Origin of the sequence: Paraburkholderia sp. NMBU_R16, from assembly GCF_013282575.1 — a bacterium.
In the GTDB taxonomy this organism is placed as follows: Bacteria; Pseudomonadota; Gammaproteobacteria; order Burkholderiales; family Burkholderiaceae; genus Trinickia.
This window is the reverse complement of record NZ_JAAAYE010000041.1, coordinates 1-23834: the sequence shown is the minus strand read 5'-3', so window position 1 is coordinate 23834 and position 23834 is coordinate 1. Positions and strand designations below refer to the sequence as shown.

Below are 23834 nucleotides of genomic sequence, written 5' to 3'. Positions count from 1 at the left end.
AACAGGCTGCATGCGGCGCGTGGAATTCGGGTCGATGAAGCGTGCATTGTGGCACGCGTCGCCTGCGGCTTTGCAAGTGCATGTGCGCAAGCGTCTTGGGGCCAAAGCGATCGTGTGCTGCTCGTGTTAACATCGCGCACTCGCCCTCGATGGCATCGTCCGGAGCGCACGCGTGTGCGCCTTCGCGCGAGCCGCCAAACTGTAAGATCCACCAGAAATGTCCGCAGGATTGAATCCCGCCCAAAGCGAGGCGGTCCGCTATCTCGACGGCCCGTGTCTCGTGCTGGCCGGCGCCGGTAGCGGGAAGACCCGCGTCATCACGCAAAAGATCGCGCACCTGATCGAGGCGAAGGGCTTCGAGCCGCGCCATATCGCCGCCGTCACGTTCACGAACAAGGCGGCTGCGGAGATGCGCGAGCGCGTCGGCAAGCTGCTCGAAGGCAAGACGCTCACGGCACCGGGCAAGGAAGGGCGCAAGGTGCCCGTGAACCAGTTGACCGTTTGCACGTTTCACTCGCTCGGCGTGCAGATCCTTCGGCAGGAAGCCGAGCATCTCGGCCTGAAGCCGCAGTTCTCGATCATGGATGCGGACGATTGTTTCGCGATGATTCAAGAGCAGGTGGGCTCGACCGACAAAGGCTTCATTCGCAAAGTCCAGACGATCGTCTCGCTCTGGAAAAACGGTCTCGTGATGCCGGAAGAGGCGATGGCTACGGCGTCGAACGAAGACGAGCATCAGGCCGCGATCGTGTATCGCAACTATGTCGCGACGCTGCATGCGTACCAGGCCGTCGATTTCGACGACCTGATTCGCCTGCCGGCCGAGCTCTTTGCGAAGAACGAGGCCGTGCGCGAGCGTTGGCAGAACAAGCTGCGTTACCTGCTCATCGACGAGTACCAGGACACCAACGCCTGTCAGTACGAACTGCTGAAGTTGCTGGCCGGCCCGCGCGCGGCGTTCACGGCCGTGGGCGACGACGATCAGGCGATCTACGGCTGGCGCGGCGCCACGCTCGAGAACCTCGCGCAGCTCGGCAAGGATTTCCCGAAGCTGCATGTCATCAAGCTCGAGCAGAACTATCGTTCGACGGTGCGCATTCTGACCGCGGCGAACAACGTCATTGCCAACAATCCGAAGCTCTTCGAGAAGAAGCTCTGGTCCGAACACGGCATGGGCGATTCCATCACCGTGACGGCTTGCAACGATGAAGAGCATGAGGCCGAATCGGTCGTCTTCCGGCTGTCGGCCCACAAGTTCGAGCGGCGCGCGCAGTTTCGCGATTACGCCATTCTTTATCGCGGCAATTTCCAGGCGCGCATCTTCGAACAGGTTTTACGGCGCGAGCGGATTCCCTATGTCCTCTCGGGCGGGCAATCGTTTTTCGACAAGGCCGAGATCAAGGACATTTGCGCCTATTTGCGCTTGATCGCCAATCCCGACGACGACCCCGCCTTCATTCGCGCCGTGACGACGCCGCGGCGCGGGATCGGCAATACCACGTTGGAAGCGCTGGGCTCGTTTGCCGGACAGGCGAAGGTGTCGTTGTTCGAGGCCGTTTATATGGGCGGAATCGAGGCGCGCTTATCGGCACGGCAAGTCGAGCCGTTGCGCGTTTTTTGCGATTTCATGCAGCGCATCGCGGAGCGCGCGACCCACGATGCCGCCACGACGCTGCTCGACGACCTCATGGAGGCGATCCATTACGAGGCGTATCTCTACGACACGTTCGACGAGCGTCAGGCGCAATCGAAATGGCAAAACGTGCTCGAGTTTCTCGAGTGGCTCAAGCGCAAGGGAACGAAGCCGGAGGTCGAGGAACCGGAAGACGGCGATGCGACCGGCTACGATAATGCCGATGGCCTTGCCGATACTGGCAAGAACCTGCTGGGTTTGATTCAAACCGTCGCGCTGATGTCGATGCTGGACGGCAAGGAGGAAGACCCCGATGCGGTGCGCTTGTCGACCGTGCATGCGTCGAAGGGGCTCGAGTATCCGCACGTGTTTCTCGTCGGAGTCGAGGAAGGCATCATGCCCCACCGCGGCAATGCCGAGGACGATGAGATCGATGACGCGCGCATCGAGGAAGAACGGCGGCTCATGTATGTCGCCATCACGCGTGCGCAGCGCAGCCTGCATTTGAATTGGTGCAAGAAGCGCAAGCGCGCGAGAGAGACCGTGGTGTGCGAGTTGTCGCGATTCATCGCCGAGATGGGGCTCGACGAGGCGCCGCCACCGACCCCCGAGGAGGCGCCGATGTCGCCGAAGGATAGGCTTGCCAGCCTCAAGGCGCTGCTGCAGAAGGGGTGACGCGCGCGAACCTGTGCGGCAGGCTTCGCGCGCGCATCGATCGATTTCGCTTCGACCGATGCGCTTGATTCCCTCTCGTTTCCTACTTGATAACCGGGCTACTTGGCGGCGTTGACCATATAGTCGACGGCCGCTTTGACCTCGGCATCGGGTGCGTTCGAGCCGCCCTTCGGGGGCATCGCGCCTTTGCCGTGCAGTGCGTAGTTGTAGATCGTGTCCATCGGATCTTTCAGGCGCGGCGCCCATGCCGCCTTGTCGCCGAACTTCGGTGCATTGAGCACGCCGGCGGCGTGGCATGCCTGGCAAACCTTTTCGTAGAGCGCCTTGCCGGCCTGCGCGGTGTCCGCGCTTGCCGTGGCCGCGGCTGGCGCGGCGGCGGGAGCCGTGGCGTTCGTCGATGCGGAAGCGGGGACCCCGCCCGTTTGAGCGGTGGGCATCGAGGCGGCTGTGGCCGCGGTCTGTTCGCTGGCGGCTGCCGTCGGATTGGCCGTTTCTGCTGTGGCGGCGCTCGCCGGCGCGGCGGCCGTTGCGGCTGCGCTCGAGCTTGCGCCTTGAGCGGGTGCCGGTGGCTCAGGGAAGTTCGCGCCGCCGTGATCGGCCATATAGACGACTGCGCGCGCGATTTCGTAATCGCTGTAATCGTCCGGAGTCGTGCCGCCGCGCGCGGGCATGGCGCCTTTGCCGGTCAGGGCGGTATGCAGCAGGGTGTCGAAGCCTTGCGCAATACGGGGCGCCCAGGCGCTGCTGTCGCCGAACTTCGGTGCGCCTGCGGCACCGGTGGCGTGACAGGTCGAGCAGACGGCCTTGAAGACTTCTTCGCCGGTCTTGTAGACGTGGGGCGCGTTGGCGTCCCGGACGGTGACCTGCGCGAGTGGTGCGATGCGTTTTGCGACGGCGGCATCGTTGGCTTCGTCGGTGCCGGCGCCGGTGCGCACCGTCTGGTTGACGTTGTAGGCCAGGAGCCAGATGACGACGATGGGGATGGCGAATGCGGCGATGACTGCTGCAATCAGTTGCCCGGGGGTTTTGATCGGGGCTCCGTGTGGTGCTTCGCTCATGCTTGACTCGTCTCCCGGTGGGTATTGTTGGTGAGCGGTACAGCGTGACGGCAACGGCTTGACGGCAACAACTTAATTCATTCAGTCAAACACGGCGATTATAGACGGAAGGTTTTCGCGGCGGCCAGACGCGTGCAGGAATGCTGCCGGCGGCGTTTACCCGCAATTGGGGTGGGAAGGAGCGTTTTTCGGGCGGGGGCTCTTAGCGGGGAGGGACCCGCGCGGGTGCGTGCGGTGGACGTGTCGCGTGAAACCGGGTATCCTCTCGGTCTCGCTCGGCGCTGCGCCCTCCCGGTCGCGGCGCCTTCGTGTTCAAGCGAAGCGCCCGTAGCTCAATGGATAGAGTACTGCCCTCCGAAGGCAGGGGTTGCTGGTTCGATCCCAGCCGGGCGCGCCATAGCTGACAAGGCTTTCGGCGATTTCGCTACTTCATCGTTTTCTCCCTCTACAGTGAAATTACAGTGCGGCGACGGCGACCATCGGCGCTTCTGCTGCTCCCGGCGACGTTGCGGTTGGTAGCACGGGAGACTCGGAAACTTGCAGGTGTGGCTGTACCCACTGAGCCAAGTGGTCCGCCGAAAGGTGCGCGTAGCGCTGCACCATTTCAAGCGTTTCCCACCCGCCGAGTTCTTTCAGCACCTGCAAAGGCGTGCCTCGCTGCACGTGCCAACTCGCCCAGGTGTGTCTCAGGTCGTGCCACCGGAAATCTCGGATGCCCGCCCGCTTCAACGCCTTTCGCCACGCGGCCGTATTGGCTTGTCCAACTGCCGTGCCACGGTAGACGAACACCATTTCGACATGCTCCGCTTTTCGTTGTTTTCCCAATTGCCGACGCAGCACCTCGACGGCCGTCTCCGACAGCGGTACGGTGATTGCCTTGCGCGCCTTGGCTTGGTCCGGGTGGATCCAGGCGACGCGTCGAGATAGGTCGACTTGCGACCATTGCAAGCCGGTGACATTCGATCGGCGCAGTCCTGTCTCAAGACTGAAACGCGCCATCTCCGCGAGGTGGCCAGGCAACTGGCCCAGCAACCGTTCGGCCTGTGCCGTCGTGATCCACCGAACTCGCTTTGGTGTCGTTTTCCGTCTCGTCAGGACCGGCGCTCGGTCAAGCCACTCCCATTCGACTGCAGCATGCAGCACCGCCATAAGCACACCGAGGACTCTCCTTACCGTGCCTTCGCTGACGGTGCCACCGATCGGCTTCGGTCCGCGGCGCGTCCGCACGACACGCGGTTCCGCGCGTTTCGCGCGGGCGATGGCATCCACGCGGTCGCGATCGATCTCCGCCAACGGGAGGTCCCGTAGGTGTTGATCCAGCCAGCGGAGGTGAATCTTCGACGTTTCCAAACTCGACAGCTCCTCGCGGTCGCCCGTATACCGAACAACCGCGTCGTTCCAGGTGTAACGCGGCTTGTGGCCGAGCTTTGTTTGGTTCCACAGTTCGACTTTTAGCCGATCGTAGAACTCTTTGGCCTGGGTTTTGTTGCTGGTGCCAGTGCTGCCTTGTACGATCGGACCGCCGCCGGGTGGAGTGAGCCGGTAATACCAGTTGGGGCTGTTGGTGCGTTTATAGAGCGACATTGTTTAACTTCCTCCTGCTGATCGCCCTGCACAACTCGCGGGCTCCATTCTCCGGCGAGGTAGCGCTGTAGGGCAACCGTTGAAAACATCCAGCGCTTGCCAACTTTCCGGCCGGGTAGCTCGCCGGCCTTCGCTTTCAATCGCACGGTTTCAGGGTGTGCGCCGAGCATCTCCGCGGCTCCGATCAAGTCGACCGTGTTCAGGCGCGGGGTTTCACCGCACGTTGCGGTAGAGGCACACGTAGCGCAAATAGTGGAATGATGGTTTGCGTGAGGCACGTCAATAACATCCTGATTTTTAAAGATTCTATGTGTCATCACTTGCCATCATTCATTCGTGGCAGCGTCAGAAGACTCGTGGCCCAAAAAATGTGCAGCGCCCACAACTAATGGCAAAACAGCCCTGACTCGTGGCATTGCTTTTCCGCAGATCCCTCTACCTTCCTCGTTTTCTTTCTTCTTCTTTTTCAATGAAATAGGGAGAAGAGATAGGGAGGTGGCAGCGCCCGACGCAAAAAGCAGACTCATGGCGAAAAACTCGTGATTGATGGCAAACGCACGGTGACTCGTGGCGCTAGTCCTCTCAACAATCAATGACTTACGAGCGAGCGCACGGGAAAACCACGGGTTATTTGCGCTGCTTGCCCCTTCCCCGCAAAAAATTGGGCTAGTGCGGCCGTGCCGCCAGGCGGCTCCGGTCGTTTCCGGGCCGTTTCGTCTCGCGGGCGGTTGGCGCTTCCAGATGGCGCTCGCGTCGAGATGGCAGGGCCGGCGCACAGGTTGAGCTGGCGTCATGCGTGGCCTCCCTGGAGCGCATCGGTAACCAGGTCGTCGCGCACCGCGACGTGCAGCCCGAACGCGGCGAGCCGCTGCAGTGAGATGGGCGTGAGGTATGGCACACGGCGGCTGAAAATGCGCCGCTCGACTTCCTTCTCGCCCACGATGACGCTGGCATGCTTGAGCTGGCTCTTGAAGATGCGGTCGGATTTGACTGGCAGAGCGTTCCACTTGTCACGCAGCGCGCTCGTATGCGCGAGGTGGTCCATTACGTGACCTGTGCGAAGCAGGAGGGAGAACTCGCCGTCGACGGTATCGAACGTGTACGGGTGCTTGTAGTTGCCGCCGTCGATCTCCGACAACACTGTTTCCATGATCCAAACCCACGGCTCGCGATCGGCGCTCGTTTCGGCGATGTGGCCGTTCATTTCGGCCAGCAGATCACGTGGAAAGTCGCCTTCGCTTGGGTCCATGCCGGCGAACTCACAGAGGTAGCGCCACGCGAGCGCGACGGCAGCGTAGTTGCCCGCCATGCGCTTTGCGCCATCGTCCGCACCGCTCGCGCGGCAGTTTCCAAGCGCGTTCGCGTTGAGGGTCGCGTACTGGTCCAGCACGGCGCGCTTATCCAGGTCGGCGAGGAATTCGAGCCACCGCCGAACGGGGAAGCGCGGCAAATCGTCGGGCAGCAGCGGGCCTCGCTTGCCGGTTAACGTGGTGCGCACGAGTTTGCCGAGCAGGCTGCGCACTGGTACGTCTTCACCGGCCAGCATGACGGGCGCGCACAGCAGGTATTCGGTCATGTCGGTGCCTCGGCGAGTCACCGTGTACTGGTAGTTCTCCTGCAGCAGCCCGACCGCTTTGTCGATTACGTCCTGCCGCCGCGCGGAAAGCTCTTCCCATCCGACCGGGTGACTCGTATGGCTGATGCTCGTCAGCAGTCGGAACTCCGTCTGCAGCGATTGACCCGAAAACATCGTGAATGCGAGCGAGCGCTCAAGCCGCTTGATCAGGGTCGACTTCCCCGCGCCCTTGTTCGCCTGGATGGTCATGTGCGGCCAGAAGCCCAGCAGCGCCTTCAAATGACCCCCGAGCGCCCATACCAGTGGGATGGTCGCCGCGTTCTGTTTGAAGGTGGCCTGGTAGGCCGTGATCACGCGGCGCGCAGCACTGACGGGGCCGGTCGGGAAGGTCAGGTTGTGATACGGGCATTGTTTTTCTGCTTCGGTGAAATAGCAGTCCGGCCCCTCGTTGACGATCATGCGGCCGTCGCGCCAAGCGAGCCCAACAAAATTGGCCGCCTGCCGCGCTCCGAGATCGGCGCCGCGCTCAAGGATATTGACCATGCGCTTGAACGGCGACGGCGCCCAGATCGGCCCGAACTTGGCCCACTGATCGAGGTTGTGCAATTGGTCATCGAGCATCACACGGCGGATCAATTGCGCGCCGTGCCGTGGCGCCTGCACCGAGACAGCGAAATAGACAGTTGGGGCTTGGTCTGCGTCGCCCGTCATCGTAGACGTGGCGCTCGCGACCGACACTCGACTTATTGCAGCAATGCGGAAGCCACACAGATCCGCCATGACCGGTGTCTCGGTCCCAGCCTCGTCGTTGCGTTCCATCTTTGTGATGTGGCTTGTAAAGTCGGGCCGCACGCGAAAGCGCCAGTACTGCGCGAAGTCGTGCGACGGCAAGAAAATGCGAGGTCGGCCGCGACGCGATGCGTCGCCAGGGAGGCCCGCAATCAGCCACGGCTCATAGTGCTCAAGCGCTCTTGCCAGCTGGGCTACGCCACGTAACTGCAAGTATTCGTTGACGTCGTTGATCGGCTTTTGCGTCGTCTCACCGTCCTCCAAGTCGGCGAGCCAATCGGTGTGATCGACGAGCACGGCCGCGATATTGAGGCTCGTGAGCCGTTCGTAAAGCGCCCACTCGGCCTCGGGGCCGGGTCGCTGGCCAGCGCGAGGGTGACCTTCGGGGAAAGGCTCGTCGTTGTCCAGGCAAATGAAGACGTGCTTGTCGCGCAGAAACGTCAAATCGATGTGCTCGGCGTTCTGGACACCGCGCAACGCGAACGCTGCCGTGCCGGGCATGGCGCAGGTATCGATCGACAGTGCATTAATAGCGCTTTCGACCGCATAGACGCGCCGAGCAGACCGAAGTCGGCGCGGGTCCGCTGTCCAAAAGACTCCCAGCTTGTCGCCTTGCGTCTGCGTTTTCACTCCGCCATTGAGCGCGGGATCGAGGTACCGCATGTCGACCGCGACGACCCGGCCATCTGCGGGGGAGTGCACGATGAACGCTGCAGCAGGCCCGCCGTGGCCGACATCGCCCGCAGCAATCTTAGGACTTGTCCACGCGTTGAAGCCCAGCGTGCGCGCGGAAACAGCTGCGTTGATCGCCGCATCTGATATCCCTCGGCCGTGCAGGTATTCGCGTACGCGTTCGCGCTCCGACAGACATCGGTCAGCGATGTATTCGACGGTCGATTTCTCACGACGGTCGGCCGACGCCGGCTGGTCGAATGGGATGCCGTAGATTTCGTGCAGGTAGCGGACGGCATCACTGACGCTGCCGCCGTTCACGTATATCACGAGGTCGATGCACGAGCCGCCGATGTTCGCGCTGTGATCGCGCCAACCGGTGCCATGCTTCGGGTGGTCGATATAAATCGAGAGTGAGGGGCTGGCGTCCTCGTGATGCGGCGAGTGATAGAGCGCTTTATCGCCGCCTCGGCCGCGCTTGAGGCCGAGACGGCCCGCGAGATCGTGCAGGTCGATGCGCCGTTTTAGTTCGTCAATCGTGGCCATCGTCAGGCGCGTTGCTCTGGTTGGTCCGACGGCGTTTCGGTTGGATTACCACTCGTCGACGGGCTGAAAACGTCTCGCTTGAGCGCCTCAGCCGTTAGGGGGAAGGCGAGCGCGAGGCGATCGCAGAGGGCGGTTACAAAGAGACCGATCGCACACTGCCGCTGCAAGATGCGCAGGCGACGCTCATGCCGGTGACACTCGTGCGCGACAATCGCTTCGTAGGACGTCGGGTGCTGATACAGGGGGGCGCGCTTCATACGGCCTCCCGCCCGGGAGCCGACCACGCGAGCGCGGCGATCAGGAACGAGAGTGCGAGCGTGCCCGCTGCAACTGCGGAGACCGGGCCGAACCGCTTGGACGTGCGCCGTAGGCCGATCGATGCAATCCAGGTCATGCCGGTCATCGACGATGAAAGCATCAGCATGACGCTGATGCCAAAAACGTAGGGTTTCATGATGCGGTTCCTTATCATTGCGCCGGCTGGCGCATGTGGGTCAGTTGCCGGTGTCATTTGCAGCTCGGAGCTTGGCGTCGCGGGGGCGCTTCGTCAGAGAACTTCGATCTCGCAACGCGCGTGCGGCAGCTTCCACGGCAACGCGCACAGCGCGATTGCGCATCGACGTGTCGAAGTCGCCGACCATGCGAAGCCGTCGCCACGCAGCGCGGAGCTCCCGGTCATCAGGCTTCATGCACATGGGCCGCTTCCCTGATCAATGCAACCAGACCAGGTGCGGCATGGACGTTTCATGGTTCCAGTGGCACGTGACGCCAAATCCAAGGCTTCGAGCGGTCACCACAAACGTGAGGAGCCTCACGTCCATGAAAAAGAGTCGGCGAAGGTATTCCCGCCTCTCTTCGGCATCGAGATGACCGAGTTGCGGCGGGTTGAGAAGCTGGGTGGTTTCAAGTGAGGCGATGTCTTCCCAAGTAGATTGGGCCTTCTTTGCAGCTTTCATTGAGACAGCTCCTTTTTCGAGGCAAGCCGAAGCCCTCGCGCCGATGAGGCACGATGCGAGGGAGGAAACAAATGGATTGGGGCGCTAGATTGGTAGGTCTAACTGCTGCGCGAGCCTTTCACGGACGCGCGGCGAAAACGGAAGACTCAGCGACAGATCGGGGGTCGCGGACGGGGACAACGTTCGTGCAAACTCCATATTGACGACGTACGTGTGACCGCATTCGGGGTTGTTGCACATGAAGGTCACCTCACGGAAGGTCAGCGACATATCGCGGCTGCTGCGAGCGGTGGCCCGCGTGCGGCAGTGCGGGCAACGATTCAGTATCCTCATCGCTTCTTCCTTTCCACAACGAATAGTGCCCGGTGGCGGCAAGTCGGATGCTGCACGGCTCGCCGTATCCGACGCTCGGCGAGCCACTCGGCCGCGTGCTCAACAGTCGTCAAGCCGTGTCGGATGCAAACGCGCTCGAGCACGTTTCGCTCAATGTCCGAAATATCTACATCGGCGCTTGTTTGGCGCATCGTCAGAGCAGTTCTTTCTTAGCGGTTTGTGAATTTTGGCCAGAGCGAGCTTTTGCGGGTATGCGAGCAACGAGCGGCAAGCCCGCGAGATAGGCGCGGCGAGCCATACTCGCCATCGAGCGGTTTTCGTCTTTCGACAGTCGCATCAGGGCGTGTCGCTCGTCAGGCAACAGTCGCATCGATATCGGTTTGCCGGTGACCACGCCGATTGGGGCGCGGCTAGGACCTTTTGTGTTGTTCATGGCAGGTATACTCGAACCGTTTGTGTTTCACTGTAAGCGAAATATAATGTATGCAAAAGGAAACCGCAAGTTAACTTGGGACGCGAATGGAAACTGTCGGTGATCGCCTTCGTGAGGAGCGCACACGTATCGGGCTGAGTCAGGACGACCTTGCTGCCGTGGGCGGGCTGCGCAAGCAGGCCCAGTTGAACTACGAGTCGGGGACACGCTCGCCGGATGCCAGCTACTTGCTTGCGCTCGAGTCAGCGGGCGTGGACATTGTCTATGTGCTGACCGGAAGACGCGTGGTCACCGACAGCGCCGCTGTCATCCTTGACGAAGACGAGCGGGAGATCCTTCGGAAGTACCGAAAGCTGTCTGAGGCGGGGAAGGGCGCCGTCGAGGCGCTCATGAATGGCTACCTGTTTGCGGGCGTCTATACGAAGTCCGGAAAGCCCACGAAGAGCGTCCGAGCGCTTGCGCAGGACCGCGCCGCTGCCATGAACTCTGAGACGGCGGCACATACACGCCGTGCATTGGGCGAACAAGCGCTTCGCCGTTCGCCGGCCAAATCCCGCACCGGCAAACAAAAGCCCTGACAGCGCGCGCCGCGCGCTACGAGCGGGTCAATGCCTTCTTCGCTCGCTCAAGGGCTGACAGTGCCTCCTCGACATCTCGCAAAATCTGGGTGGCCCCGTCATCGGGAGCGTGTTCGCCGCTCGGATCACATAACACGCTGAGCTCGCTGTTGAAGTTGGTCAGCAGGCGCCGCAAACGCCTGCCGTCCGCTGTAAGCCGGAACCTGTCATTTCCGGGTTGTCTGTCCATAAGCCGGAGGCCGAGCACGGCCTCGAGCGCAGCAACTTTTTCGCTGATTGTCGGCCGCTGCACGCCGGCAGCGCGTGCAGCGTCGGCCAGCGTTCGATGCTCTGCGATCCCAGCGAACGCCCGTAACAGATTCCAGTTGAGCCGATTCGGCCTGCTAGCCATTGCGACCACCTTTTCCCACGCCCGACAGCAAAGTTTCGGAATATTCCTATTGCACTCCGCCATCTCGATTTTTGTTAGGGGCAAACCTACGGGGAGGAAGGTTATTTCCTTCGTTCCCAATTTCGGCCATATCTGCGTTAATGCGGGTTGCCTGACGAGGGCGAAGTGCGATCCCAGTAAGAAGGAGAAGCAGTGAAAAGGCAGTATCAATATACGAAGCGTGATGCGTCTAATGCTACGAGAGAAAGCAATGAGGCGCGAAAGAAGGCGGGCAAGGCCCGGAAGTCGAATGGCGCAGTGGCAGCCCGATCAGTGGACGACGGGGCGGCGCCCTTGGGGTTCACCCCAGGCGAGGTCGAGACTCTGTCTGGATTGGTAACGTCAGCAATGTCGAGCCTGTATGCGGTGCGGACGATTCTCGACCGCCGACCCTTGAAAAGGCGGCAATCTGAGTAATCGCTGAATACGGATCATCATATCGATTCGACTGAAAACGGCCGCCCATGCGGCCGTTTTTCGTCGCCGCGCGCGAAGCGCGAACGGTGCCGACCGCTGGTCGGATCGTTGCGCACTTCGAGTTCGAGTGACGATGTAAATCCTCCTTCGCCAATGCTGTGGGTCACCTTTTCAACTAGCCATGGTGTTGCATCAATTTCCGGCTTGAAGCCCGACACGGTGACGGGCAATTCAGGAAAAAGCTCGGGCCTACCGAGTGCAAGCGTGTAGGACATCGTCGCTTGTGAGCGCAGCACGCGCGCGAACTCCGCTTCGGCGGCGGCGCGTGCCTCGGCCTCTGTTGCATAGTCCTCTGGTAGCACCTTGATGCTCCGGTTACCTTCCGCCCCGACGACGACCGATTTACGCGCTGCCTTGCCGTTGGAGTGCCAGTGCGCGCGCACGGCTGAATAGGTTTCGCGCTGCGCGACGTGGTAGCGATGCTGATCGCCGCTCGCGCGAGTGATATGGACTGCGTCGAGCAGCTTACCGCTTGCAGTCTTGCCCGTTCCAATCGGCATGAACAACAGATTGCGATCCTTCACGTTCATCACGGCGTCGTAGCGTTTGGCAAGCCGTGTGAGGAACGACATGTCGGACTCGTGCGTCTGATCGATGTGCTGGATCAGCGTGCTGGCGAGCTTCTCGGCGATAGCTGCTTTTAGAGAATGAAGGTTTGCGATCGTCTGCACGATAGAGCCGATCGTCTGGCCGTGCCAGCTTCTTTCGCGACGCTCGCTCATCGCGTTGGTCATCGATGCCGAGCGAGCGCGGATGGTAATGATGTCCGGCGCGCCACTGTGTTCGGTTTCGTCCACCGTGAATTCACCTTTGTCCACCAACGGCTCACCGACCCAGCCGATCGATAGTCGAATGCGCACGCCTCGCTTTGGTATTGCGAAGGTGTTTTGCGAGTCGTCCAGCACGATGTCGAGCATATCCGCTTGTTCGGCACGCGATTCGGACAGTGTGAGGCTGATGAGGTGTGGGGCAATGTGGCGAGAGAGGTCGCGCTCGTCGAGCGTTACGCGGTAGTCGGCCTGCGGTTGCTTTCGATCGATTCGATCCGCGCGGCCTCGCGAGCTGGTCTCGCTCACGACTCGGACTGCCGCATCGTTGACAGCACAGTGTCGTCGACGCGTTTGAGCGTCAGGCTGAACTCGATCTTCCGTGGCACGCCGTCCGGGGTGTGATAGGTGGCGGTCTCGTTCAGGGTCCCGATGACGAAGGCTCCGTAGACGTTTCCGATGCCATCGACGAGGACGTAGGCGTCACCCGCATCGCCCATCGCGGCGAGTCTGTCGAGCGACACTCTGGCACCAATGCCGTTCTCAGGTGCCACCATGCCGTTGAGTGTGATGGTGTCATCACCGGCGCCGGTGAATTGGCTGGCGTCGCGTGCGCCCACCCGCGAGCTGGTGCGGTGCTTCCAGCTTCGTTGACGCTGCAGTTCCCGGTAGGGGGCGGTCGCGAGCGAGAAGACGAACTGATCGAGCGACATCATCATGTCGGTAGGATTCTCCGGGTTAGTCGGTCAGGCGGGAGGCGATGCGCGATTGCTTTGCTCGCTCAGCACGCTCGAGTTCGGCGCGAACCATGCGAGCAATTTCGGCGGCGTCCACACCAGGTGGCGGATAGACATTAACGGTGACGCTTGACGGCGCTGCGGCCGCCTTCGCGGCGGCTGGTGCCGAAGCCAGTGGTTGCCGGGTGCCGATGGGTACGCTCGGCCGTACCAACGGCACTGCGGCCGTTTTCGTAAGTTGAGCCCCAGTCGCGATCGCCGGCAAGCCGAACGCAGCCGCGGCTGCCGTAGCGAGCCCGAGCGAAGCCCGCGCAACTCGCGTTTGTTGATCCTCAATTCCGTTTGCGGCGCCCCGGCTGATGAAGCCGCCCAGCTCGCCGAACACCCGACTCGGACTGTGGATGCCAAGCTTTGCTTTGAACCAGGAGATGCTCGAGGTTGCGAGGTTCGTGATCGCGGTCTTCACCGCACCGAGGCCCGCCGTGAGACCCTTGACGAGCCCCGCAACGAGGTTTTCCCCGAGAGTCACAAACTTAGCCGGTAGTTGGGCGCCGAGAGACGCGACCGCAGTGACCAATGCCTGCCACAAGGCGGTGAGCGGCGACCACTTGGTCAAGAGCGACGCGATATTAGCGATGCCACCGTTGAATGCTGCCTGTACCGCCTGCCACAGGTCGGAGAAAAACGCCTTGATCGGCGCCCAGTGCCGATAGATCAGGAATGCGGCGGCTGCGAGGGCAGCGACTGCGATGCCGATCGGGTTCGCCAACAGCGCCCGCCCGGCCACCAATGCAGCAGCACTGAACATTCGCCACGCGGCCGTGCCGAATGTGAGGGCGCGCGTAAGGATGCCGCCTTGAATGCCCAGCGTTGTCAGCCCGAAGCGCAGCAGCGCGAGGGGGCCGATCATCGTGGCGAGCATCAGCGCCAGCGCGCTGAGGGCGGCGAGGATGCCGCCGAGCGCGAGCGTGATCGTGCCCAATGTACGCGCGAGCCGCGGGTTTTCCTGCACCCATCGGCTGGCTCGGCCAAGATAGCCTGTGACGCTTTGCATGAACGCGCGCAGGGCCGGGTTGACCGCGTCGGAGATCGATACGCCCAGGTCCGCAAAGGCTGATTGGGTGGTGAGGAGGTCGCCCTTCAAGTTGTCCGCCATCACCGATGCGACGCCCTGCGCGGTGCCACTCGCGTTCCGAAGGATCGACACATACTTCTCGATGCCCTGCGCACCCTGTTGCGCAATTAGTTCGGACATGCCGGCCGCGGGCTCTTCGCCGAAGATTTGCTTCAGGTAATCGAGGCGAGTGCCGGAGCCGAGCTTTTCCGTTGCTTTTGCCACGTCGCGCAAAATCGATGGGATGTCTCGAACGTTTCCTCGCGCATCGAGCGCACGTACGCCAAGCTCCTTCAACGCGGCGGATGCCCCGGAAGTAGGTGCGGACAACCGCAGCAGCATCGAGCGCAATGTCGTACCGGCTTGGGTTGCCTGAATGCCCGCATTGCCCAGCAGTCCCGCCGTGGCGGCGGCTTGTTCCAGCGACATCCCCGCGGCGCGTGCCACGGGTCCCACGTACTTCATCGTGCCGCCGAGCATTTCCAGCGTCGTATTGGACGTCGTGAAAGTCATGGTCAGCACGTCCGCGATCCTGTTCATCTCGTCGGCCTTGAGGCCGAATCCGGTCAGGATGTTGGAAGAGATATCGGCTGTCCGCGCGAGGTCGGTGTCGCCGGCTTTCGCCATCGAAAGCACGCCGGGCATGGCCTGCAAAATTTGATCGGGGGTGAAGCCGGCCATCGCCAGGAAGCCTTGGCCGCTCGCGGCTTCTCCGGCAGTGAAGCTCGTCGTCGCACCGAGCTTTCGAGCCTGCAGACGAAGCGCGGACAGCTCGGCCGACTCCTTTTCGATCCGGGCCAGTGCTTGCACCCGTGACATGGCGGCGTCGAATTCGTAGCCAGACGAGAGTAACCGCTTGGCGCCGAAGAGAATGCCACCGCCGATTGCTCCACCGGCCGCCGACGCGGCTGCAACGCTTCCCGCGGTTTGCTTGGCGCTGTTCAGTTGCGCTCGCGCAGCATGCAATTTTTGCTGTTGGCGGCTCACACGCGTCAGAACGTCTTCCTGCTCACGCAAGGTGCGCGTTGCGGTACGCGCCTGTGCGGAAAGGTTGCGCTGGTGTTCGGCGAGATTGCGGGTACTGATGCCTGCGGCTGACAGTTGCTCCCGCAGGCGCTGAACGCGTGCGGATTGCCGTTCGTGCTCCGCCGTCAGACCTGCGGCCACTCGCTTGGAGCTCTCGAACTGCTTGACCATGCTGCGCGCCGGCGGACCGACGGCACGCATTGCGCCCGCGAGGTCCGTTACCCGAGCCTGCGCGGCCCGAAGCTGAGATGTTGTCGACGCGAGCCCCTGGCGTAGTTCCCGAAACTCGGCGATGTCCTTCTGCTTTTTGCTCATTTCCGCCAGCTCGCGCCGGGGCTGCTTCAGCGAATGCGCAAGGCCCTTGCTTCCCGCCAGCACGTTTTTCAGCGGCTTCGTCATGTTATCGACCATGTCGAACATCACGCGCAGTTTCAAGGCGTTGTCCATCGCTATTCGCTTCCGCTTCGTTGCCGCGCTCGCTCGCGCCAGTCCATCAGTTCCGCCACGCTGAATTCATCCATCGCCGACGGTGGCCAGCCGAACACCGTCGCGATATCGGCCATCGGATCCTCTACGCGGTCTGGAAGTCCTGCTTCGACTTGACGGCCTTCGGCATCAAAAAACCAACGAAGATGCCTCCCAACATCACGAGGTCGGCAGGGTCGATACTCGCGACATCCTGCTCAGTCAGTGTCGGTGAGCTGATGCGGGGTAGGACCTTCGAGAGCGCGGAAACGTCGAGGTTGACCAGATCGGAAAGCGACACGCCACGCAATTCGCCGGACTTCGGCTTGCGCAGCGTCACCTTCGTAATCGTCTGCGAGCCGCGCGTCAGCGGCGAGTCCAGGACGTGCGAGTTCGGATCTTCGGCTGCGGACGATGAGTCAGCGGTTGCGGACTCGATATGCTGTTGCGACGAGTTGTGTTCGGTCATGGTTTGCTTGTTGACAATTCAAAATTGGATGCTGTCCGCGATCATTCCACGGGCCGGGAGATCGTTACAGGCCGAGTGCGTTGCGCAGCGAGGCGAGTAGGTCGTTGCCGTTGATTTTTTCGATCATGTTGATGAAGTCGAGCTCGATCACTTCCTCACCGTTTACGGTCAACTTGTAGTAGCTCGCGGCTGTCGTGACCTTGAAGGCGGTGTCTTCTTTGACCTTGGCGGTGCCCGGGTCGATCTCGGAGTGTCGGCCTTTGATGACGATCTCGATTGCATCGACGCCTGTCGAATCTTCCGCCTGATATCCACCGGCAAAGCGCAGTAGTACGCCATCGTGCTTGGTGATGCCGTACTGCTGAAGAACGGACTTCATGAAGCCGCCGCATGTCCATTCGAGCTGGATCGCTTCCTGACCGAAATCGACCTTGATGGGTCCACTCATGCCGCCGCCTTGATAGTCCTCCATCTTGCGTGTGAGCTTCGGCAGGGTGACTTCGGCAACCTGACCGACGAAGTTTTCGCCGTTCTGGAACAGATTGAACCCTTTGAGCTTCCGGGGCATTCCCATGTGCATTGACTCCTGGTAATGTCGAGCGTTACGCGCTTACCCGCGCGGCAAAATCGGCGAGGTAGCGATCCGTGATGCGTTGGCGCAGCATCAGGTTCTCGAGGGGCGGCACGGGCGTGTAGTCGTAGTCGAGGTAGGCCTTGCCCGAGTTCAAAACGTCGGTGGTGTTTGGCTCCGGGTCGAACCACGACGAGCCCCCGATCAGGTAACCCAGCGACGTCCACTCGCGAAACTTGCCGTTGATGGTTTCGATGATGTCGCGAGGCAGCGATGGGTTCAGCGGGCCGTCGACGATCGCCATCTGCGCTTCCGCGATCGAATCCGAAATGACGTGCGCAGTGCGCGTGTAGTTCTCGAACGCAAAAAGCGGATCGTCGGAGCAGGTGCGGGAGCCCCAAAAGCGGAAACCATTGCGGTTCACGAGCGTCGTCACCTCTTGCTCGTTGAGATATCCGGCGTCCGTCGCCGGGTCTTGCAAGTCCCACGAAACGTCTGCGCTGATGCCTTTCACACCGTTGACGGCGACATTTGATAGCGTCCTATGCCAGCCGATATCGTTGTCGATCTTCGCGCGCAGGCCTGCGGCATAGGCGGGTGCCGGCATGACAACGGTTGCATTACTGACATCGTCCCAAGCGAGGAAGTCCGGCCAGATCACCATGATTTCGCGTTGACCGAACTGCCGGCGATAGGCGGTAGCTTCCTCCTTGGTCTTGCAGCCGTGGGCCGACACGTAGGCGAAGGCGCGTAGTGACTGCGCGATCGTTACAAAGGCAGCGGCGACCGGCTGAGTATCGAGGCCGGGTGCGGCGAGAATACGAGGCCTCACGCCGAAGCGCGACTGGGCTCTCAGCAGGGCCTTCATTCCGGTATATGTTCCTTCCGCGGTGACGGAGCCGATCACATTCGACGTCGTCTCTGCGGTGTCTTTTCCATCCGCCACGCGCACGACAATCGTGACAGGTTTCGTCTGTCGACCGATCGCATCGAGGGTGCGGTAAAGCGTGCCTTTTGTGCCCGCCTTGCCGAGCGCAGCCACGACATTGGTCAATAGCACGGGCGTATCGAGCGGGAACGCGGAAGTGTCAGCGTCTTCGCCTGTACAGATGAGCCCGACGACAGCTGTCGAGACCGTGCGGATAGGTCGCGTCCCCTCGTTGATTTCGAGGACGCGTACCCCGTGGTGATAGTCCTGCGGCATGGTATGCAGTTCCAGTGGTGAGTAAATTCGGGGCGAGGAGGGAGGTGCGTCACTCGGAATCGGTGCTAACGCCGCTGGCTGCTTCTTCCGGTTCACTTGGCGGATCCGCCTCATCTCCGCTTGCCTCGCGAGCAGTTGGTTTATACGGTTCCGGCGTCGGCGGCCATTCGACCGAATCGGGAAACGCTTCTTGCTCGATCGCGGAAACGAGTGCCATTTGATATGCCGACCAAGCCTTGAAGCCGTATATCTGCTCCTCGTCGAGCAAGCCGGCGGCATATGCGTCTGCTTTACCGGCGGTCTGCCGGCGAGCCACTGTCATCAAGCGCGAAAACTCAGCCATCGCCGCGTCGTGCTTCTCGCGCGCGATTAGCTCGTCCGGGACCGTCCACGTACCATCGATCCAGGAATGGCGCGCCGATGGCCGCGGCTGGGTGGTTAGGCCGAGTTCAGCAGGGGTGCGGCCCGCTACGGAAATTTCGACCGGCTCACCGGAATCCGTGCGGTAGCAGATTCGGCCGCGGAAATCGGGGAGGAGGCCCCACGCGCCGTCGCGATAAAACGGCCAGGTCGTCGGCGTGCGCGGCGGCGGGACATCGAATGTACCGGATGCGGGAACCAGCCAACGACCCTCGTTCCTTGGGTCGCCGTCGGGCTGGCCACTGCTCAAGTATTCGCCGGTTGTCGGGTTGTAGTGATGAATCAGCATCGTTTCGTCGCGTCTGAGTTAGTGCGCGCGAATCATGGCGAGTAGCGCCACGTTGCGCGGGCGGGATTCGTGAGCGCCGTCAGGACTGATCGTGACTCCATGCGTGTGTGCGCCGGCGCCGTCCATCCCGACGTTGTGAGCGTGAAGGCCTCCGCCTTCCGTCTGGAACTCGTGGTTGTGATGGCCGGAGGCCACTATGTCGGCCGAGTCTGGCGGGCCGACTGCCTGCTCGGAGCCGCTGCCCGAACTATCGGACCCGGTGAGCGATCCGCCGTAAGGTGGCCGCAGAAGGCGACTAAACGCTCCGTTGTTGTGATTGTGGTGGCCTCCGCCTGCTGTCCATCCGTGGTGACCGTGCAAGCCCTGCTCGTCGGTCCAGGCACGGTGGCCGTGATCCCCCACCTCACTGCACGAGGAGCTATGCCCGTGTGACAGGTTTTGGCTTCCCTGATGTGAGCCGAGGCCTCGGCTCGGATCGATGTCGTCGCGTCCGTCCGCCCAGCACCGGATGAACTCTCCGCGCAGCTCTGGCACGCGGAAGTTTGTGTCTTCGTCGCCTACCGAAAAGCAGCCCCAATGACCGTTTTGCCACTCCTCTTCGGACACGAGCGCGCCGCTCGCCTGGGCGTAGGCCCAGAGCGCCGGGTAGTCGGCGCGGTTGACGAGTGCGCCGTTGCATTTCAGATAGCCGGCGCGAACAGACGAGCGAGGCTCGAACGCAATTTGCCCCACCTGCGCGTGAAGAAGCGCTGTGACCACGAAAGCGGTCGAGGCGGCCAGATCGGAGTTGTCGCCGGTCGGAGGAGTCGGGACGGCGACTGGCCCAGAAAACGTTGCGCCCGACAGCGCTGCGTAGCGCTTTGCGGCGGTCCTGGGGGTGAGAGCCCGAGTATCGTCGGTCCCGGTATCGACCTCGCTTTGGGTCGCCAGTTCGATGACTCCAGGTCGATCGGTCGACGCGGGTGGATTTAAAAACGAAGCGTCGCCGAACACGAGCTGCGCGGAGTCGATCGTCGCGAACTGCAAGTCCGTCGCGAGCAGCAGCATGGCGGCTGACGACTTCTCCATGATCGGCGTTGGCTGGCAATAGACGGCGAGGAGCACACCGTTCTCGAGATAGAGGCCGAACCCATACAGAGAATACTGGTCAGCTGTATCGTCCTGCATCGTGACGTGGATCGTGTCCGGCGCTACATCCGTGCCGCCGAAAGTCGTGATGCGTTTGAGTTCGCTCGGCAGCGCCCTCAGTTCCTTATCGGCTACGAACGGGGCGGTTGCCAATCCGATCTCGACGATCGATTGGGCGCTGGTGCCGTCGTTGGTGGGAGCGACGAACGCTTCGCGGCCTGCGTCAGTGATGGTGATGAGCGTTTCCATCTGCGTTCAGTTATCGGACAGATTCACGCGGTGATACACGGCGACACGTGCGGCCGCACCGACGCGTTGCCTTGCGCGCATGGAGAGGCCTTGCGTGAACCAGTAGTGCGCGGTCCCACGTTTGACCCGATTTACCTCCGCGATGACGTCGGCGACGCATTCGGCCGTGGCCGGCGCGCCGTTGTCGGCACCGACGGTCATGACGATTTCGAAGGTGCCAGGTTTGCCGCGCGGCGCCATTTCGAACCACTCGCGCATGACGACGTTCGACCCAAACAATGCGCATACTTGGCGGACGGCCGTGGCCGTTCCCCGGATCCGGGCGATGCGAATCGCTTCCTTCACGCAAACACGCTTCGTCTGCTCGGGCCAGGCATCGTTCCAAGAGGTGACGCTAAGGTGCCAAGCGAGCCAAGGCAGAAACGGAAGCGGGATCTGATCCGGGTCGATCAGCGTGCTCATATCGATCGGAATGCTGGAAATCCTCGCGTTCGTCGTCCCGACCCGGCGTTCGAGCAGCGTCGCATTGGGCGGCAGAAGGTCACTCATCCACGAGCCCGCCATCAATCAAATCGATTCGTGTGCAATATGGCGCTTCGTCGCGCGTAACTTGAACTCCCTCGATGGGAGAGTTCAGCAACACCTTCTGCACGCCGATTACGCGCATCGCCGCATAGAGCCCGTCGAGCGTCACTTCCGTCCCAATCCGATGCATACGCGTCGTGAAGCTGCCTGTTCGCTTGGTTGCTTCGTCGAGAGCGACACGTCGATCGGGTCCCCGGAAGAAGCGGAGCGTCGCGCGCACTTCATACGGCACGATTGCCGCGCTGCGCACGATCACTTCGTCGGCTTGCGGCCTTTTACTTTCCAAGGCCTCTTTGACGATTTCGATCAGCTCGGCACTCGCGGTACCGTCCCCTTCGCGGGAGAGGAGCGTGACAATCATCACGCACGGTTCCGGGCTGTACGCCGTTGCCGACAACACACGGTAGTCCGCCGAACGCGCATGAAAGATGTAGGCGTCGACGGGCCCGGCCACCGAAAAGCCACGGGGCGCGAGCTGCACGCGTTCGCGTAAGCTGTCGTCGTCTTCGTAGACCGGATCGATTCCCTTCGCTGGATCGCCAGGTGCAACGAGACGCTCGACATCGAATAGGGCCGCGATATGTTCCAACGTTTTGCCGCGCGCATAGGCAAGGAGAGTCGCACGCGCTTTGTCGTTGATGATCTGGCGCAACAGCAGTTCGCGGTAGGCGTTTTCCTGCAGCAAGCGGACGAGCGGCTCCGATTCCAATTCGAGCGTCGCGGCGATTTCCGCCCGCTCGCCTTCGGGATAAAGGGAGACGAGTCGAGCCTTACGTTCCGCGAGCAGTGTTTCGTAGTCGAGTGCCTCGACGATTTCGGGCGGCGGCAGTTGCGACAGGTCGATCGGTGTCGCCCTCATGCCCGGATCCCGGTTCCGACCGACACGCGCGTCGATACGGCATCGCCTGACTCGGTCGCCCAGCCTTCGATGTCAAGATACAGCACGCCCTCGGCTGCATGCCTGCCGTCGGCTGTGAGCATCACTCGATCGAGCATCAACCGCGGCTCCCATCGCATGAGTGCGGTTGCTACCGCTGCGTACAAACGCGTGCGCACTGCGCCGTTGCTGGGCGCGTCAATGAGATCGGGTAGCTCGGACCCGAAGGTGCGGCGCTTCACGCACGACGCAAGCGGCGTCGAGACGATCTTTCCAATCGACTGACAGAGGTGGCCGAACCCGCTAATTGCTCGGCCCGTGCTGGCGTTCATGCCTCTCATTGCGGCTCGCCCACGAGCTGGCCATCGCCTTGTTCGCGGTGCGAATGGTGGGGGAGGCTTTTGCCCTTTGACGTCACCTCTCCGGTGAAGTCGGCTCGACCATCGATTTCCATGGTGGCGCCGCCCGCGTCGCTCTTGCCCGTCATGCCGGATTCGAATGCGAATGGCCCTTTCACGGTCATCGACTTCGTGACCGTGACATCACCGTCGAGCCGAATGGCGTCGGCTTGTACGGTCGCATCCTTTGTCTTCACGATAACTGAGCTGGGCGCGATGACGAGCATGGTTGAGCCGGTAGGCAACTCGGCCGTCAGACTATGCGTGGCGTGGTTGTACTGCAGGCGCGCGCCGTCCGGGTAGACACGCGTGTGCGCATTCGGCGAGTCATCCGGCGCCGGCGCATCTTCAGACAACAGACCTCGCAACGCGACGCCCTGCGCCGGGTCGCCCATGGGACTCAGCAGCACCACCTGCTCACCTTTTGTCGGCGGTAACCAATCGCGTGTCGTACCCGCGGCGAACGTGATCCAAGGAATCCAGTTCGTCTGCAGACTGTTGTCGCCCGATTCGCCGACAGTGGCGCGGCACGTCGGCGGCTTGGCGGACAGGTCGAGGTCAGTAATTCGCCCCTTGCGGATCAAGTTGCGAATGATGCGTTGGATTTCGTTTGCGTCCATGACGGACATGTTGCCGACTGCTTACGCTCGTTGCGAGCGATGATGTAAGTGCCGCCGTCGTCTACATTCTGTGAGGCGTGCGACAGGCCTCGACGCGACGGGACAATCGGCGTCCCCTCACTTTCGCACTCTAATCATGATGACCGAGCTTATCGCCGCGGGCGCTATTGCGCCACTTCTAAACCGTCTGCATCGCGAAGATGCGCTTCATTTCCTGAGTCGCTTGCCGGAGCAGTCTATCGACATGTTGTTCACCGACCCGCCGTACTCTTCGGGCGGACTCCATGCGGCGACGCGTGCGATGAGCACTTCGCAGAAGTACATCAACGGCGGAACAAAGACGAAATACGAGGATTTCGGATCGGACAACATGGACCAACGTTCGTGGACCTTCTGGTGTCACGCATGGCTGTCTGAAGCCTATCGTGCGCTGATGCCTGGGGGACTCGTTGTGTGCTTCATCGACTGGCGTCAGTTGCCGGCGTTGACCGACGTCGTGCAGGCGGCCGGCTTCATCCATCGCGGGATCGCCGTATGGGACAAGACGATGGCGCGTTCACGACCGCGTCGCGGCGGATTCAAGCAACAGGCCGAGTTTATCGTGTGGGCAAGCAAAGGGGCGATGCGGACGAACGACGTCTACTTGCCGGGGGTTTTCCCGTGCGCCCTCAAGTTGCCTAAAAAGCATCTGACGGAAAAGCCACTCGAGCTAGCGCGGGAGGTGGTGCGACTGGTGCCAGAAGGCGGGATCGTTTGTGATCCGTTCGCAGGGTCGGGCACGTTTCTCGTTGCTGCGAAAGAGACAGGGCTTCATTGGGTCGGCTGTGAAGCGAATGACGTGTACTACGGTGTGGCCGCAGAGCGACTTCACTGCACGGACATGCCTACCGAGCAGGCGGCCTGACCCAGACTTTCTCGCCGATCCGTCGGGACAGGGCGGGTCGGTTGTCGACCCAACCCGGTCATCCGACTTGTCGGCCATCGGATGGCTGATTCGTAAGCGGCTCGGTCAGACCGTTTCCCGATGCTGATTTTTCCAACGCATGATGGGCGCGTTTAGATTGACGGAGCCAGTCAGCCATGTCGAACGCAGGGGGCCGAGCCCATCCCCATCGCACGTACGCGCAAGAATTCAAGCAGCAGGTGATCAGAGAGACGTTGGAACCCGGCATGTC

Annotated in this window: 26 protein-coding genes, 1 tRNA gene and 1 pseudogene; 4 read left to right on the top strand and 24 right to left on the bottom strand. The window is 61.8% G+C overall.

Features of this window, described 5'->3' with window-relative positions; all coding sequences use genetic code 11:
- The first annotated feature begins 217 nt into the window (after window positions 1–217).
- Window positions 218–2308 carry a UvrD-helicase domain-containing protein gene (locus tag GWC77_RS19700; protein WP_173259830.1) on the top strand — a complete coding sequence of 697 codons (2091 nt, stop codon included), beginning with the start codon at window positions 218–220 and terminating at the stop codon, window positions 2306–2308.
- 98 nt (window positions 2309–2406) lie between these two features.
- Here the strand turns inward: GWC77_RS19700 and GWC77_RS19695 are convergent, their stop codons facing one another.
- Entirely contained in the window at window positions 2407–3366 is a 960-nt protein-coding gene (locus GWC77_RS19695) for a cytochrome c5 family protein (RefSeq protein WP_173259829.1), read from the bottom strand.
- 321 nt (window positions 3367–3687) lie between these two features.
- Here GWC77_RS19695 and GWC77_RS19690 point away from each other — a divergent pair.
- Window positions 3688–3763 (top strand) — tRNA-Arg (locus tag GWC77_RS19690).
- Window positions 3764–3822: 59 nt separating this feature from the next.
- Here GWC77_RS19690 and GWC77_RS19685 read toward each other — a convergent pair.
- From GWC77_RS19685 to GWC77_RS19655, 9 genes and pseudogenes are all read right to left on the bottom strand, one after another.
- Complete coding sequence (locus GWC77_RS19685) at window positions 3823–4950, bottom strand: site-specific integrase (protein WP_173259827.1); 1128 nt, start codon at window positions 4948–4950, stop codon at window positions 3823–3825.
- A gap of 113 nt (window positions 4951–5063) precedes the next feature.
- Window positions 5064–5120, bottom strand: a pseudogene (locus GWC77_RS29670) (DNA-binding protein); the annotation flags it as partial.
- Window positions 5121–5276: 156 nt separating this feature from the next.
- Window positions 5277–5477, bottom strand: coding sequence for a hypothetical protein (locus GWC77_RS19680; protein WP_173259825.1), 201 nt, complete (start codon window positions 5475–5477; stop codon window positions 5277–5279).
- A gap of 263 nt (window positions 5478–5740) precedes the next feature.
- A complete protein-coding gene (locus GWC77_RS19675; protein ID WP_173259823.1) occupies window positions 5741–8533 on the bottom strand; it encodes a toprim domain-containing protein in 2793 nt (930 codons plus the stop codon).
- Between the two features lie 253 nt (window positions 8534–8786).
- The gene (locus GWC77_RS19670; RefSeq protein WP_173259821.1) at window positions 8787–8987 is read right to left on the bottom strand and encodes a hypothetical protein; all 201 of its coding nucleotides are present in this window, start codon (window positions 8985–8987) and stop codon (window positions 8787–8789) included.
- A gap of 40 nt (window positions 8988–9027) precedes the next feature.
- Entirely contained in the window at window positions 9028–9228 is a 201-nt protein-coding gene (locus tag GWC77_RS29665) for a hypothetical protein (protein ID WP_254367050.1), read from the bottom strand.
- Window positions 9229–9243: 15 nt separating this feature from the next.
- Entirely contained in the window at window positions 9244–9489 is a 246-nt protein-coding gene (locus GWC77_RS19665) for a hypothetical protein (protein ID WP_217283343.1), read from the bottom strand.
- Window positions 9490–9573: 84 nt separating this feature from the next.
- Window positions 9574–9822, bottom strand: a complete 249-nt coding sequence (locus tag GWC77_RS19660; protein ID WP_173259819.1) for an ogr/Delta-like zinc finger family protein — start codon at window positions 9820–9822, stop codon at window positions 9574–9576.
- 193 nt (window positions 9823–10015) lie between these two features.
- Window positions 10016–10255, bottom strand: coding sequence for a hypothetical protein (locus tag GWC77_RS19655; protein ID WP_173259817.1), 240 nt, complete (start codon window positions 10253–10255; stop codon window positions 10016–10018).
- A gap of 86 nt (window positions 10256–10341) precedes the next feature.
- On the opposite strand from GWC77_RS19655, the gene GWC77_RS19650 reads away from it, so the two are divergent.
- Window positions 10342–10833: a helix-turn-helix domain-containing protein gene (locus GWC77_RS19650; RefSeq protein WP_173259815.1), complete on the top strand. Its 492-nt coding sequence runs from the start codon at window positions 10342–10344 to the stop codon at window positions 10831–10833.
- Between the two features lie 16 nt (window positions 10834–10849).
- On the opposite strand, the gene GWC77_RS19645 is transcribed toward GWC77_RS19650, so the two are convergent.
- The 14 genes from GWC77_RS19645 to GWC77_RS19580 all read right to left on the bottom strand — a co-directional run bounded on the left by GWC77_RS19645 (window position 10850) and on the right by GWC77_RS19580 (window position 22659).
- A complete protein-coding gene (locus tag GWC77_RS19645; protein ID WP_173259813.1) occupies window positions 10850–11224 on the bottom strand; it encodes a LysR family transcriptional regulator in 375 nt (124 codons plus the stop codon).
- A gap of 473 nt (window positions 11225–11697) precedes the next feature.
- Window positions 11698–12816 carry a phage late control D family protein gene (locus GWC77_RS19640; RefSeq protein WP_173259811.1) on the bottom strand — a complete coding sequence of 373 codons (1119 nt, stop codon included), beginning with the start codon at window positions 12814–12816 and terminating at the stop codon, window positions 11698–11700.
- A complete protein-coding gene (locus GWC77_RS19635; RefSeq protein ID WP_173259809.1) occupies window positions 12813–13226 on the bottom strand; it encodes a phage tail protein in 414 nt (137 codons plus the stop codon). Before GWC77_RS19635 ends, GWC77_RS19640 begins: the two co-directional genes overlap by 4 nt.
- A 19-nt stretch (window positions 13227–13245) precedes the next feature.
- Window positions 13246–15831, bottom strand: coding sequence for a phage tail tape measure protein (locus GWC77_RS19630; RefSeq protein WP_173259808.1), 2586 nt, complete (start codon window positions 15829–15831; stop codon window positions 13246–13248).
- A 2-nt stretch (window positions 15832–15833) separates the two neighbouring features.
- Window positions 15834–15947: a GpE family phage tail protein gene (locus tag GWC77_RS19625; protein ID WP_173259806.1), complete on the bottom strand. Its 114-nt coding sequence runs from the start codon at window positions 15945–15947 to the stop codon at window positions 15834–15836.
- An 8-nt stretch (window positions 15948–15955) separates the two neighbouring features.
- Window positions 15956–16318: a phage tail assembly protein gene (locus GWC77_RS19620; RefSeq protein WP_173259804.1), complete on the bottom strand. Its 363-nt coding sequence runs from the start codon at window positions 16316–16318 to the stop codon at window positions 15956–15958.
- A 64-nt stretch (window positions 16319–16382) separates the two neighbouring features.
- On the bottom strand, window positions 16383–16892 hold the full coding sequence (locus GWC77_RS19615) for a phage major tail tube protein (protein WP_173259802.1): 510 nt from the start codon (window positions 16890–16892) through the stop codon (window positions 16383–16385).
- A gap of 28 nt (window positions 16893–16920) precedes the next feature.
- On the bottom strand, window positions 16921–18093 hold the full coding sequence (locus tag GWC77_RS19610) for a phage tail sheath protein (protein ID WP_173259800.1): 1173 nt from the start codon (window positions 18091–18093) through the stop codon (window positions 16921–16923).
- A 49-nt stretch (window positions 18094–18142) separates the two neighbouring features.
- Window positions 18143–18802 (bottom strand): tail fiber assembly protein, encoded by a 660-nt coding sequence (locus GWC77_RS19605; protein ID WP_173259798.1) that lies wholly within the window; start codon window positions 18800–18802, stop codon window positions 18143–18145.
- 18 nt (window positions 18803–18820) lie between these two features.
- Complete coding sequence (locus GWC77_RS19600; RefSeq protein ID WP_173259796.1) at window positions 18821–20179, bottom strand: phage tail protein; 1359 nt, start codon at window positions 20177–20179, stop codon at window positions 18821–18823.
- Between the two features lie 6 nt (window positions 20180–20185).
- Entirely contained in the window at window positions 20186–20728 is a 543-nt protein-coding gene (locus tag GWC77_RS19595; RefSeq protein ID WP_254367049.1) for a phage tail protein I, read from the bottom strand.
- Window positions 20721–21623 carry a baseplate J/gp47 family protein gene (locus GWC77_RS19590; RefSeq protein WP_173259792.1) on the bottom strand — a complete coding sequence of 301 codons (903 nt, stop codon included), beginning with the start codon at window positions 21621–21623 and terminating at the stop codon, window positions 20721–20723. The genes GWC77_RS19595 and GWC77_RS19590 overlap by 8 nt, the downstream gene beginning before the upstream one ends.
- Window positions 21620–21982, bottom strand: a complete 363-nt coding sequence (locus GWC77_RS19585; RefSeq protein WP_173259790.1) for a GPW/gp25 family protein — start codon at window positions 21980–21982, stop codon at window positions 21620–21622. Before GWC77_RS19585 ends, GWC77_RS19590 begins: the two co-directional genes overlap by 4 nt.
- The gene (locus GWC77_RS19580) at window positions 21979–22659 is read right to left on the bottom strand and encodes a phage baseplate assembly protein V (RefSeq protein WP_173259856.1); all 681 of its coding nucleotides are present in this window, start codon (window positions 22657–22659) and stop codon (window positions 21979–21981) included. The genes GWC77_RS19585 and GWC77_RS19580 overlap by 4 nt, the downstream gene beginning before the upstream one ends.
- 136 nt (window positions 22660–22795) lie before the next feature.
- On the opposite strand from GWC77_RS19580, the gene GWC77_RS19575 reads away from it, so the two are divergent.
- On the top strand, window positions 22796–23563 hold the full coding sequence (locus tag GWC77_RS19575) for a site-specific DNA-methyltransferase (RefSeq protein WP_173259788.1): 768 nt from the start codon (window positions 22796–22798) through the stop codon (window positions 23561–23563).
- Window positions 23564–23834 lie beyond the last annotated feature (271 nt).

Excerpts from the sequence above, each read along its gene's own strand:
- GWC77_RS19695 (WP_173259829.1), bottom strand. The coding sequence starts at position 3,366 with ATGAGCGAAGCACCACACGGAGCCCCGATCAAAACCCCCGGGCAACTG.
- GWC77_RS19620 (WP_173259804.1), bottom strand. The coding sequence starts at position 16,318 with ATGACCGAACACAACTCGTCGCAACAGCATATCGAGTCCGCAACCGCT.
- GWC77_RS19585 (WP_173259790.1), bottom strand. The coding sequence starts at position 21,982 with ATGAGAGGCATGAACGCCAGCACGGGCCGAGCAATTAGCGGGTTCGGC.
- GWC77_RS19625 (WP_173259806.1), bottom strand. The coding sequence starts at position 15,947 with ATGGCCGATATCGCGACGGTGTTCGGCTGGCCACCGTCGGCGATGGAT.
- GWC77_RS19660 (WP_173259819.1), bottom strand. The coding sequence starts at position 9,822 with ATGAGGATACTGAATCGTTGCCCGCACTGCCGCACGCGGGCCACCGCT.
- GWC77_RS19580 (WP_173259856.1), bottom strand. The coding sequence starts at position 22,659 with ATGGACGCAAACGAAATCCAACGCATCATTCGCAACTTGATCCGCAAG.
- GWC77_RS19600 (WP_173259796.1), bottom strand. The coding sequence starts at position 20,179 with ATGGAAACGCTCATCACCATCACTGACGCAGGCCGCGAAGCGTTCGTC.
- GWC77_RS29665 (WP_254367050.1), bottom strand. The coding sequence starts at position 9,228 with ATGTGCATGAAGCCTGATGACCGGGAGCTCCGCGCTGCGTGGCGACGG.
- GWC77_RS19575 (WP_173259788.1), top strand. The coding sequence starts at position 22,796 with ATGATGACCGAGCTTATCGCCGCGGGCGCTATTGCGCCACTTCTAAAC.
- GWC77_RS19685 (WP_173259827.1), bottom strand. The coding sequence starts at position 4,950 with ATGTCGCTCTATAAACGCACCAACAGCCCCAACTGGTATTACCGGCTC.
- GWC77_RS19680 (WP_173259825.1), bottom strand. The coding sequence starts at position 5,477 with ATGAGTCTGCTTTTTGCGTCGGGCGCTGCCACCTCCCTATCTCTTCTC.
- GWC77_RS19610 (WP_173259800.1), bottom strand. The coding sequence starts at position 18,093 with ATGCCGCAGGACTATCACCACGGGGTACGCGTCCTCGAAATCAACGAG.
- GWC77_RS19635 (WP_173259809.1), bottom strand. The coding sequence starts at position 13,226 with ATGATGATGTCGCTCGATCAGTTCGTCTTCTCGCTCGCGACCGCCCCC.
- GWC77_RS19670 (WP_173259821.1), bottom strand. The coding sequence starts at position 8,987 with ATGAAACCCTACGTTTTTGGCATCAGCGTCATGCTGATGCTTTCATCG.
- GWC77_RS19650 (WP_173259815.1), top strand. The coding sequence starts at position 10,342 with ATGGAAACTGTCGGTGATCGCCTTCGTGAGGAGCGCACACGTATCGGG.
- GWC77_RS19700 (WP_173259830.1), top strand. The coding sequence starts at position 218 with ATGTCCGCAGGATTGAATCCCGCCCAAAGCGAGGCGGTCCGCTATCTC.
- GWC77_RS19655 (WP_173259817.1), bottom strand. The coding sequence starts at position 10,255 with ATGAACAACACAAAAGGTCCTAGCCGCGCCCCAATCGGCGTGGTCACC.
- GWC77_RS19595 (WP_254367049.1), bottom strand. The coding sequence starts at position 20,728 with ATGAGTGACCTTCTGCCGCCCAATGCGACGCTGCTCGAACGCCGGGTC.
- GWC77_RS19615 (WP_173259802.1), bottom strand. The coding sequence starts at position 16,892 with ATGGGAATGCCCCGGAAGCTCAAAGGGTTCAATCTGTTCCAGAACGGC.
- GWC77_RS19675 (WP_173259823.1), bottom strand. The coding sequence starts at position 8,533 with ATGGCCACGATTGACGAACTAAAACGGCGCATCGACCTGCACGATCTC.
- GWC77_RS19590 (WP_173259792.1), bottom strand. The coding sequence starts at position 21,623 with ATGAGGGCGACACCGATCGACCTGTCGCAACTGCCGCCGCCCGAAATC.
- GWC77_RS19630 (WP_173259808.1), bottom strand. The coding sequence starts at position 15,831 with ATGGACAACGCCTTGAAACTGCGCGTGATGTTCGACATGGTCGATAAC.
- GWC77_RS19665 (WP_217283343.1), bottom strand. The coding sequence starts at position 9,489 with ATGAAAGCTGCAAAGAAGGCCCAATCTACTTGGGAAGACATCGCCTCA.
- GWC77_RS19605 (WP_173259798.1), bottom strand. The coding sequence starts at position 18,802 with ATGCTGATTCATCACTACAACCCGACAACCGGCGAATACTTGAGCAGT.
- GWC77_RS19645 (WP_173259813.1), bottom strand. The coding sequence starts at position 11,224 with ATGGCTAGCAGGCCGAATCGGCTCAACTGGAATCTGTTACGGGCGTTC.